At 72.1% G+C, this 10,190-nt stretch carries 8 protein-coding genes; 1 reads left to right on the top strand and 7 read right to left on the bottom strand.

What is annotated here, in order from left to right; all coding sequences use genetic code 11:
* Nucleotides 1–34: 34 nt before the first annotated feature.
* The 3 genes from ACFXBC_RS33890 to phnA all read right to left on the bottom strand — a co-directional run bounded on the left by ACFXBC_RS33890 (nucleotide 35) and on the right by phnA (nucleotide 3,782).
* Nucleotides 35–856, bottom strand: a complete 822-nt coding sequence (locus ACFXBC_RS33890; RefSeq protein ID WP_385033549.1) for a TIGR03364 family FAD-dependent oxidoreductase — start codon at nucleotides 854–856, stop codon at nucleotides 35–37.
* Between the two features lie 31 nt (nucleotides 857–887).
* Nucleotides 888–2,375, bottom strand: coding sequence for an MFS transporter (locus tag ACFXBC_RS33885; protein ID WP_385033546.1), 1,488 nt, complete (start codon nucleotides 2,373–2,375; stop codon nucleotides 888–890).
* Nucleotides 2,376–2,525: 150 nt separating this feature from the next.
* Nucleotides 2,526–3,782 (bottom strand): phosphonoacetate hydrolase, encoded by a 1,257-nt coding sequence (phnA, locus tag ACFXBC_RS33880; protein WP_385033543.1) that lies wholly within the window; start codon nucleotides 3,780–3,782, stop codon nucleotides 2,526–2,528.
* 185 nt (nucleotides 3,783–3,967) lie between these two features.
* Here phnA and ACFXBC_RS33875 point away from each other — a divergent pair, with 185 nt between their 5' ends.
* Nucleotides 3,968–4,903, top strand: a complete 936-nt coding sequence (locus ACFXBC_RS33875) for a LysR family transcriptional regulator (protein WP_385033540.1) — start codon at nucleotides 3,968–3,970, stop codon at nucleotides 4,901–4,903.
* 140 nt (nucleotides 4,904–5,043) lie between these two features.
* Here ACFXBC_RS33875 and ACFXBC_RS33870 read toward each other — a convergent pair whose 3' ends face one another.
* From ACFXBC_RS33870 to ACFXBC_RS33855, 4 genes are all read right to left on the bottom strand, one after another.
* The gene (locus ACFXBC_RS33870; protein ID WP_385033537.1) at nucleotides 5,044–5,538 is read right to left on the bottom strand and encodes a VanZ family protein; all 495 of its coding nucleotides are present in this window, start codon (nucleotides 5,536–5,538) and stop codon (nucleotides 5,044–5,046) included.
* Between the two features lie 118 nt (nucleotides 5,539–5,656).
* Nucleotides 5,657–6,694 (bottom strand): enoyl-CoA hydratase/isomerase family protein, encoded by a 1,038-nt coding sequence (locus ACFXBC_RS33865; protein WP_385033535.1) that lies wholly within the window; start codon nucleotides 6,692–6,694, stop codon nucleotides 5,657–5,659.
* A gap of 170 nt (nucleotides 6,695–6,864) precedes the next feature.
* Entirely contained in the window at nucleotides 6,865–8,523 is a 1,659-nt protein-coding gene (locus ACFXBC_RS33860) for an amidohydrolase (RefSeq protein WP_385033532.1), read from the bottom strand.
* Between the two features lie 153 nt (nucleotides 8,524–8,676).
* Nucleotides 8,677–10,086, bottom strand: a complete 1,410-nt coding sequence (locus ACFXBC_RS33855; RefSeq protein WP_385033529.1) for a purine-cytosine permease family protein — start codon at nucleotides 10,084–10,086, stop codon at nucleotides 8,677–8,679.
* Between the last annotated feature and the right edge of the window lie 104 nt (nucleotides 10,087–10,190).

The following is a 10,190-nucleotide window of genomic DNA, read 5'->3' as shown; positions in this document are numbered from 1 at the left end:
CGCCCGCGGTGTGGCTGCCCCGCACCGGGCGGCCTTACCCCGGGTGGTCGGGAGGTTCCACCCCCACCGGGGCGCCCCGCGCGCCCTTCCACACACCGACGTCGACGGCCGCGTAGTGCAGCAGGGTCAGCCCGCCGCAGAGCATCGGGCCGAGCTGCCAGCCGGCCGGCTGGGCGCCGGTGCGCATCATCTGGAGCTTGCACCGCACCAGCCCGCTCCGGGCGAAGACTTCGGGGTAGAGCGTCGCGAAGTCGTTGCCGCTGCAGACATAGACCCGGTCGGCGTGCCAGTCGCCCTCGGTGGTGGAGACCGTCGGCAGACCGATACCGCGTACGGTCGTGCCGAACCGGATGTCGACGCCGTACTCGGTCACCAGATGCCTGGCGACCGCCGGGATGGCGAGCCTGGGGTCGACGTTGAGTTCGGTCGGGCTCCACATCGCGGCGAGCAGCCCGTCGGTGCGCGCGGTGGTGCTGCGTTCCCGGGTCTCGGCCGCGGTGATCATCCGTACGCCGCGCTCCCGGGCCGCTGGGGTGATCGCGAGGAACTCCTCCAGGACTGCGACCTCGTCGGGGTGGTGTGCCAGATGCAGCGAACCGGTCGGCGCGGCCCAGAGGCCGGACTTGGCGGCGATCTCCAGCCAGATCTCCCGGGTACGCAGGGCTCGTTCGTACACCTCGCCGCGCTGCTGGCCGACCGACCAGATCATGCCGAAGTTGCGGATGGAGGCGCCGACGGCGAAGTCGTCGCGCTCGAACAGGACGACGCGGTCCCCCCGGCGGGCGGCGGCGAGCGCGTGGGCGAGGCCGACGATGCCTCCGCCGACGACGGCGGTGTCGGCACGGTTGACGGTCATGGCTGTCTCCTTCTCGTGGTGTGCAGGAGGCTCAGGACGTGGTGCGCGGTACGCGGTTCCAGTGCGGGAGCATCAGCAGTCCGGCGAGGAGCGCGGCCCCGGCGAAGCCGGTGAACAGCACGCCCCCGGAGAGGAACCCGGGGAGCAGACCGCCGAGGATGGCGCCGACCGAGCCGCAGCCGTTGACCAGACCTGCGGCGGTTCCGGCGCCCTTGGCGCTGCCGAAGTCCACGGCGGCGACACACGAGATCATCGCGTCGGCCGCGTACACGGCGAGCCCGATCACCGCGAGCACGGCGATCATGACCTCGACGCTGCCGGCCGCGGTGAGCGGCATGAACAGCGCGAGGGCCGCGGTCAGTACGCCCAGGGCGAGGACGCACGCGGGCACCCGCCGGGACCGGAAGAGCCGGTCGGATACCCAGCCCACCAGGATCGGGGCGAGGACGCCCGTGACCCCGAACGCGATGGGGATGAGGGTGGCGCCGACCTTGTCGATCTCCGGGAGCCGGTGGCTGACGATCACCGGGCCCCAGAGGAGGATGGCGTAACGGGCGGGCTTGAGCAGGAAGTAGCAGAGGCCGAGGGTGAGCACCATGCGGTCGCGCAGGGTTTCGCGGTAGAGGCCGATGGCCGAGTGTCGCGGCACACCGTCGGTCCGGGGCACGGCACTCCGTACGGCCTCCGGGGTCTCCGCGGGTTCTGTGGGTACCGCGGCTTCCGTGGGTTCTTTGGCTTCCGTGGCTTCCGTGAGCGACCCGGGTTCTGTGAGTTCCGCAGGTCCGGCCGGCTCCGGAAGGCCCACGTCCCGGGGCGAGTCCCGCTGGAAGAGCACGAACAGCAGGAGTACGACGGCGAGGGTGGCGGCGCCGGAGAGGAAGGCCGCCCGCCAGCTGTCGAACACGGAGTAGGCGACCCATCCGAGGAAGGGCGGGGCCACGAGCCCGCCGAACGCGTAGTTGGTGCTCCATACGCCGAGCACCCGGCCGCGCTCCCCCACGGCGAAGAAGTTCCCCATGTTCTTGCAGAGCGGCGCCCACCCCGCCGACTGGGCGAGCCCCTGGACCACCATGGCGCCGCCGAACACCAGGAGGGCGCTGCTCAGCCCCATCACGCAGGCCGCGGCCATGGCACCGGCCATTCCGCCGATCACCACCACCCGGGGCCCGAACCGGTCGGCCCACATGCCCCAGAGGAACTGACCGGCCGCGTACGCCGCGAGGTAGACCGCGTCGATGACGCCGAGGACGTGCTCGGTGAGCACGGTATGCACGGAGGGGTCGTCCAGGATGCCCAGCTTGGCGACGGAGAACGCCTGCCGTACGAAGTAGAAGCCGACGTACGCGAGCCAGGTGATCGCGAAGATCTGCCGGCGCCAGCGGCGGGACCGTGCGGAACGGAGCAGCGGTGAGACCTCTGCGAGTGCCTCACGGGTGGTGACGGGTGGGCCGGCCGGGGGCGGCTGTGATGCCGGTGCCGGTCGCGAAACCGGTGGTGGTTGCGGTGGGGTGTCTGCCATGGCGGTGTCCTGTCCTCGGCGCGGGGGTGCGGGTGAGGGATCGGAGTCGTACCTGGGCATGGCTCGGCCCCGGCGCACGCCTCGACAGCGCACGCCGGGGCCGGGTCAGTGGTGCGGGGGTCGCGGAGGGGGCGTTCGGACCGGTCGGCGTCAGCCGGTGAGCGGCCGGTCCGCCGCGAGTGCGGTGCCCACCCAGTAGGCGTCGAAGTTACGGAGCCGGTGGCCGTCGGGCAGCGGCCCGGTCGGCGCGTTGACCAGGAAGGGCACCCGCTGCTCCGTCAGTCCGCCGTGCGAGCGCAGCGGTTCCTCGAAGCCGGAGATGTCGTGCCGGGCCGGGGTGGTGCCCAGCGCCGTGTTGCGTTCGGCGATGACGACGAGGTCGCCGATCCGGTCGGGCGGCAGCTCGAAGCGCTCGCAGGCCTGTGCCCGGGTGAGCACGGTGTCCACGCCGTCCAGCAGGGCGAGCGCGGCCACCAGCGGTGCCACGTCGGTGTCTTCGGGCAGATGCACGGTCGCGTACGAGCCGAGCGCGCCGTGGTGCACCGTGTACGGGTCGGTGATGGGCAGCACGACCCGCGCCGTTCCCTCGCCGAGCCGTGCGTCGAGTACGTCCTGGAGGAACACCACCCGGGCGTCGCCCCGCCCGTCGCTCTTGGCGTTCATGCCGTGGTCGGCGGTGACGACGAGGACGGCGCCGAGCGCGTCGATCCGCTCGAAGTAGCCGTCGAGCATGGCGTAGAAGTCGTTGGCGACGGGTGAGCCCGGTGCGTGCTTGTGCTGGACGTAGTCGGTGAGCGAGAGGTACATGAGGTCCGGCCGTTCCTGCTCCAGTACGTCCGCGCCGGCCGCCATGACGAGTTCGCTGAGCCCGGCGCTGTACACGGAGGGCAGCTCCATGCCGACCCGCTCCAGCACCTTGCCGATGCCGTTCTCCTCCTCCGTGACCTGGTCGGCCTTCTCGGCCGAGAAGCACATGCCGTCGACCAGGCCACGCCCCAGCAGCCTGCGCAGCTTGTCCTTGGCGGTGATGACGGCGACCTTCGCCCCGGCGGCGGAGAACGTAGCGAAGAGGGTGGGCACACGCAGCAGCGCCGGGTCGTTCATCATGACCTCGGTACCGGTCTCGGTGTCGTAGAAGTAGTTGCCGCAAATGCCGTGCACCGAGGGGGGTGTGCCGGTCGCGATGGAGAGGTTGTTGGGGTTGGTGAACGACGGCATGGTGCAGTCGGCCCGCAGATCGCTGCCGCGCTCCAGCATGCGTTCGAGGAAAGGCATCCGGCCGTCCGCCACGGCCCGTTCGTGGTAGGCGGGTTCACTGCCGTCGATGCAGACCACGACGACCGGCCGGCGGGGCCGGCCGTAGCTTCGCCCGTTCACGTCGAGCCGTTCGGCCACAGATTCCTTCATGTACGGATCCACCCCTGAGGTCGAAGTCCGGAGCGGTGGCTGCCGCTCTCCTCTTTCATGGGTAGCACCCGCCGCGACCGGTGGAGAACCACCGGAATCGCTATGAGGCCCATAGCTCCGACGGGGTCGCCGCACCCCTGCCCACCAGGCCGGTCCGCCGTTAGGCTGCCGGGTGCGGAGAGTCGATGAGCCAGCTCAGGAGGCATGTGGAACTCAACCTCCACCGATTGTGGATCTTCATGCAGGTGGTCGAGCACCACGGCTTCTCGGCGGCGGCGCAGAAGCTCTATATGAGCCAGCCGTCCGTCTCCAACCAAGTGCGCAGACTTGAGCAGTCCCTGCGGGTCACGCTGGTGGACCGCTCGGGCACCCGGATCCGGCCCACGGCCGAGGGCGAGGTCCTGGCCGAGTACGGGAAACGGGTCTTCCTGCTCGCCGACGAGGCTGTCGCCGCGGTGCAGCAGGTCAGTGGACTGGCATCGGGACGGCTGCTGGTCGGCGGCACCACGACGGTCGGCACCTATCTGCTGCCGTCGCTCCTCGCCCGGTACCAGAGCGCGCATCCGGGCATCGAGTGCGACATCTTCGTGGGCAACAACGAGGCGGTACTGGAACGGCTGGTCGGCGGCGGAATCGGCGTCGCGGTGGTCGCGGGGGCGCCCACCGCGGCTCAGCTCGTCGTCGAACACGTACTGGACGAGCGGCTGGTGCTCGTCGCCGCGCCGTCGCATCCGCTGGCGGGTGCCGGTGAGGTCGGTCCCGCCGAGCTGGCGGGCTGCCGCTTCCTGCTGCGCGAGCCCGGCTCGCAGACCCGCGAGCTGCAGGAGGAGGTGCTGGCCGAGTGGGGTCTGACGGAGGTGTCGCACGGCGACATCTGGGGCCCGGAGGCCGTCAAGCAGTGTGTGGCCGCCGGTCTCGGGCTCACGCTGATCTCGGAGCACGCGGTCGACGGCGATGTACGGGCCGGTTCCCTGGCGGTGGTGCCGGTGGGCCCGCGGCCGCGTTCCCGCCCCATCAGCCTGGTGAGCCGACGCGACCGGCTGCTCTCCCCGGCCGAGCGGGCTTTCATCGCCCTGCTGCGCACGACCGGCAGCTGGCCCCGGGAGGCTTCCGCGGAATAGCAGACGGAGCGGGCATCGGCTCGGCGGCACAGCGGACGGCCGGGCCACCGGGCCACCGGGCCACCGGGCCACCGGGCCACCGGGCCACCGGGCCACCGGGCCACCGGGCCACCGGGCCACCGGGCCACCGGGCCACCGGCTCAGCGTGCCTGCCGGGCGTCGCGGGCACGGCCGATCAGCCACCCGATGAGTGCCCCGGCCGCGACGCCCAGCGTGTTGTTCGCCCAGTCGAGCGGCTGGCAGGACCGTACGGGGTCGAGCGTCTGCAACAGCTCGACCACCACCCAGGCCGCCGACCCCGCGAGCGTCACGAGCACCGGCCGGCGCGAGGCCAGGGTGGCCAGCAGCCCCAGGGGCACCCACAGCACCACATTGACCGCGTTGTGAACAGCGCCGCCCGTGAGCGTACGGACCGAGTCGCCGGTCACGCACGCCCCGAGCCGCCCGGCCGTCCCGCCGACGATCTGATCGGGCAGCGTGATCCCCAGACACAGCGCCACCGCGAGCAGCGCCGCCAGTGTGACCGCGGCCGGCCGGCCCGTTCTCCGTGCGAGCGGCCGGTACGCCGGTATCGCGGCAGCGGCAAGGACCAGGACGAGCGCCGCCATCACGGCACTGTGCGTCGATGAGGACATGGGCAGAACCTATGCCCTCACTGGCACGTCATGCCAGGTGTGCACGGAGTGCCGTAGATGAGAAGTGCATGAGTCCGGCCCGCCCAGGGCCGCATCAGGAGCCCGCCCCGGGACCGCGTCAGGAAAGGTCGAGCTCCGCGGCGCCGAGGTGCGTGAAGCAGCCGTCGACCTGCTCATCGGTGACCCCGGCCAGTTCCGCCGGGGACCAGCGGGGTTCGCGGTCCTTGTCGATGACCTGGGCGCGGATCCCCTCCATGAAGTCGGGCCAGGCCAGCGCGGAGCGCGAGACCCGGTACTCCTGCTCCAGGACCCGCTCCAGCGTGCCGAGTTCACGGGCGCGGCGGACCGCGGCCAGCGTCACCTTGAGCGCGGTGGGCGACCGGCTCAGCAGGGTTTCGGCGGTCTCCTTGGCGGCGGGCACTCCGGTGCCGAGCAGGCGGGCGATGATCTCCTCGGCCGTGCGGGCCGCATAGCAGTGGTCGATCCACTCCCGCTGCCCGGCCAGCTCCGCACCCGGCGCCCCGGCCGCATGGGCCCGGAGCACATCGGCCACCGGCTCCCGGGCCAACGCCGCTAGCAGGCCCGGGAGTTGCTCCGCCGGTACGAAGTGGTCGGCGAGCCCGCACAGCAGCGCGTCGCCCGCACCGACGGCCGCCCCGGTCAGCGCGAGGTGGGTGCCGAGCTCCCCGGGCGCCCTGCCGAGTAGATGGGTGCCCCCGACATCGGGGACGAACCCGATGGCCGTCTCGGGCATCGCGATCCTGGAGCGCTCGGTGACGATCCGGACGCTCCCGTGGCCCGAGACCCCGACACCGCCGCCCATCACGATGCCGTCCATGAGGGCGACATACGGCTTGGAGTAGCGGGCGATCCGGGCGTTCAGCCGGTACTCGTCACGCCAGAACGCGTCCGCTCCGCTCCCCCCTGTGCGTACATCCTCGTAGATCATCCGGATGTCGCCGCCCGCGCACAGCCCGCGCTCCCCCGCCCCGGTGAGCACGACGCTCTCCACGGCGGGGTCCTGCTCCCAGGCGGTGAGCGCCTTGTCGATACGGTTCACCATCGCCCGGTTCAGCGCGTTCAGCGCCTTCGGCCGGTCGAGGGTGAGAAGGCCGATCCGCCCCTCGGTGCGCGCCCGCACTCCGTCGTCGCTCATCGCGGGTCCCCTGTCTGTCCTTGTCCCGGTGGAGCGCGTGCCCGGCGGCGGCGCTCCGGTACGGGAGCCGGTGGACCCGGAGGTCCCTGCCGGTCCTCACGATGCCGTACACGGCCGGGGCGGCTGCCGCCGGGGGCCGGGCCGTAGCCACGGCCCCCGGCTCCCGGGTCTCAGGCCCCGGTCCCGGCCACCACCTCGCCGCCGACGACGACCAGCTCGGCCTTCGTACCGGGGATGTCCTCCGGGCGGATCCGCAGAATGTCCCGGGACAGGACGGTGAAGTCTGCCAGCTTGCCGACGCTCAGCGAACCACGTTCGTCCTCAAGGAAGTTGGCGTACGCGGAGCCCATGGTGTATCCGTGCACCGCCGTCTCGACATCCACTGTCTCGCCCGGCTGCCAGGGCTCGCCGCCACCGAGCGGACGGCGGGTGACCGCGGTGTAGATGCCGATCAGCGGGTCCATCTCGGCCACGTTCCAGTCGCTGGAGAAGGCCAGCACGGCACCCGCCTCGTGCAGGCTGCGCATGGGCCAGGCCTTGTGCCAGCGGTCCGAGCCGATGTTCTGCGCCCAGTCCTGGCCGGGCCCCGCGATCTCGGGGGCGCAGTGCCTCGGCTGCATACAGGCGACGACACCCAGCTCGGCGAAGCGCGCCGTGTCCTGCGGGTCCAGACACTCGACGTGGACGACCTGGTGGCGGGCGTCGCGCCGCCCGTTGACCGCGGCGGCGTGCTCGACGGCGTCCAGGACGGTGCGGATGCCCCGGTCCCCGGTGGCGTGCACGAAGCACTGGAAGCCCCGGGCGTCCAGCTTGGCGAGCAGCCCGGCGAACTCCTCCGCCGGGTAGAAGGTGTCGCCCCGGTGCCTGCCGCAGCCCGCGTACGGTTCGAGGAGCGCTGCGGTGCGCGGCTCGACCACGTCGTCGATGTAGAGCTTGAGCGGGCCGACCCGCATGCGGTCGTCGTCGAACCGGGCGGCGGCCGCCGCGAAGTCGTCCAGGTCGGCGTCGGTGGTGCCGCGCGGGTGGAAGAGCGCGGCGACGAGGCGCGAACGGAGCCGGCCATCGGCGCGGGCGCGGGTGAACAGCTCCAGGTCGTCCAGGGAGTTCTGCGGTTCGACGACGGTGGTGATGCCGAAGCCGATCGCGTCGTCCAGGCTCTTCACCAGCCGGCCGTACTGCCGGTCGGGTGCCGCCCACGGCACGCCCAGTTCGCGCAGTGCTCTGTGTCCCGCACGGGAGAGCCCCTTCACCGCGAAGTCCTTGATGAATCCGGTGGGTTCACCGGTGACCGGGTCGGTCTCGGCGCGCCCGAACGGCAGCGAGGTCGTCTCCCTGGTGACGCCCAGACGGCGCAGGGCCGCGGTGTTGAGCCAGGCGGTGTGGACGTCGTAGCTGAGGACGAAGGCGGGGGTGTCGCCGGTGACCTGGTCGAGGTCGGCGGCGTTCGGCATCCGGCCGTCCGGGATCGCCGAGTAGTCGAAGGCCTCGGCCTCGATCCACTCGGCGTCGGGGTGCTCGGCGCTCCAGGCGGTGATGCGGTGGTGGATCTCGGTGAGGGTGCGGGCTCCGGCGAGCTGGACGCAGGCGTCGTCGGAGCCGAGCCGTACGTGGTTGTGCGCGTCGATGAAGCCGGGCAGCACCAGCCGGCCCGCCCCGTCGACGGTCCGGGTGCCCTCGCCCGTCCAGGCCGCCGCCTCAGCGTCGGGGCCGAGCCAGACGATACGGCCGCCGCGGACGGCGAGTGCCTCGGCGGCGGGGAGCCGCGGATCGACGGTGTGGATACGGGCGTTGCGCAGAACCAGGTCGGCGGGGGCGGCGGTGCGGGTCATGAGGGACGGACTCCTGGGGGTAGTACGGGAGGTACGGATGGTGCGGGAGGTACGAGTGACGGGGGCGGTGTCGGCGGCGCCGGTGGTGGGGATGGTGCTCGTGGTGCCGGCCGTACGGGGTGGCGTCGTCCGGCCCGTACGGACGCGGGCCGGTCAGCTGTCGGCGGGGGCCCCGCGCAACCGGCCACGGGCCAGGACCCAGTAGACGAGCCCGGAGACGACCGAGCCGAGCAGAGTGAGGTCGCCGCCGCCGAGCGGGGCGACCAGCGGCCCGGTCCACAGCTCCGAGTCGCAGGTCAGCGCGGCGAAGGCCATGCCGGCGACGAGGGCGGCCATCCCGGGGACATGGAAGCCGCCGCGGTACCAGTACGCACCGTCGCGCCCCGCGTGCAGCGCGCGGGTGTCGTAACGGCAGCGGCGCATCAGCATGTCGGCGAGGAAGACCCCGCCCCACGGGGCGAACACGATGATCAGCAGGGAGAGGAAGCTCAGCAGCGACTCGGTGAAGTCCACCAGGAAGAGCGCGCCGAGCGAGCCGAGCGCGGTCACGGCGACGCTGACGATGATCGCCCTGGCCCGGCTCCACGGGATGCCGAGCACCTGGAGGTTGAGGCTGGACGAGTAGAGGGTGAGGATCGAGTTGGTGACCGAACCGCCGAGCACGAGCAGCAGGAAGACCGGCTGGAACCAGCCGGGCAGCAGCTTCTCCACCCCGGCCACGGCGTCCGTCATATCGGCCTGGGTGGCGGCCGCGACCCCGGCGACGCCGAGCGCCACCGATGAGATGAGGCCGCCGAGCGCACCGGTCCAGGTGAGGGAGCGCAGCGAGGTCTCACGGGGCAGATATCGGGTGTAGTCGGCGGGCATCGGCAGATACGAGAAGGGGCCCGCGAGCATCACGACGAAGGCGAGCGTCCAGCCGGAGAACCCGGGGGCTCCCCCGGAGTCGGCGCCCGTCGTGGCGCCGGGCAGCAGGAAGACCAGCAGCACTCCGAACCCGGCGGCGAGCACGTACGCCATCCACCGCTCGGCGAACTGCACCGTGGCATGGCCCCACATGGCGACCGCGAAGGTCACGGCGAGGGTGATCACCAGCGCGAGCGCCCGGGAGGCGTCGCCGCCGTGCCATCCGATGTCGGCGAAGAGCGCTTCGAGTGCCAGGGTGCCGACCACCGTGTTGACGATGGTGTAGCCGATGGAGACGACCCAGTTGAGCAGTCCGGCCGGGAAGTTGCCGAGGACACCGAAGGGGGCCCGGGAGATGACCAGGGTCGCGGTGCCGGTACGTATCCCGCTCAGGCCGGCGGCGCTGATGACGAAGAAGGTCAGCCCGCCGATCACGACGGCGGCGGTGGCCTGCCAGAAGGAGAGTCCGAAGCCGACGGCGAGAGCGCCGTTGATGACGTAGGTGAAGGTCAGATTGGAGCCGAACCAGAGCCAGAAGATGTCCTTGGCACTGCCGTGCCGGTCCTCGTCGGGGATCGGGTCGATCCCGTGCGTCTCGACCTGGAACACCTCGTCACTGCTGACACCCGTCCCCCCCGCCGGCCCGCGGCACGGCACCCGGCGGGGCGGTCGTGGGGTGGGGCGGGGGGCGGGCGGGGGGCCGCGCGGCGCGGCCCCGGGCGCGCGCGGGGGGCGTCGCGAGGCGGGGGGGGGCCGGGCTC

This window comes from Streptomyces sp. NPDC059398, from assembly GCF_042751845.1.
Lineage (GTDB): Bacteria > Actinomycetota > Actinomycetes > Streptomycetales > Streptomycetaceae > Streptomyces.
The sequence above is the reverse complement of the archived record's forward strand: the minus strand, read 5'-3'. Positions and strand labels throughout refer to the sequence as shown.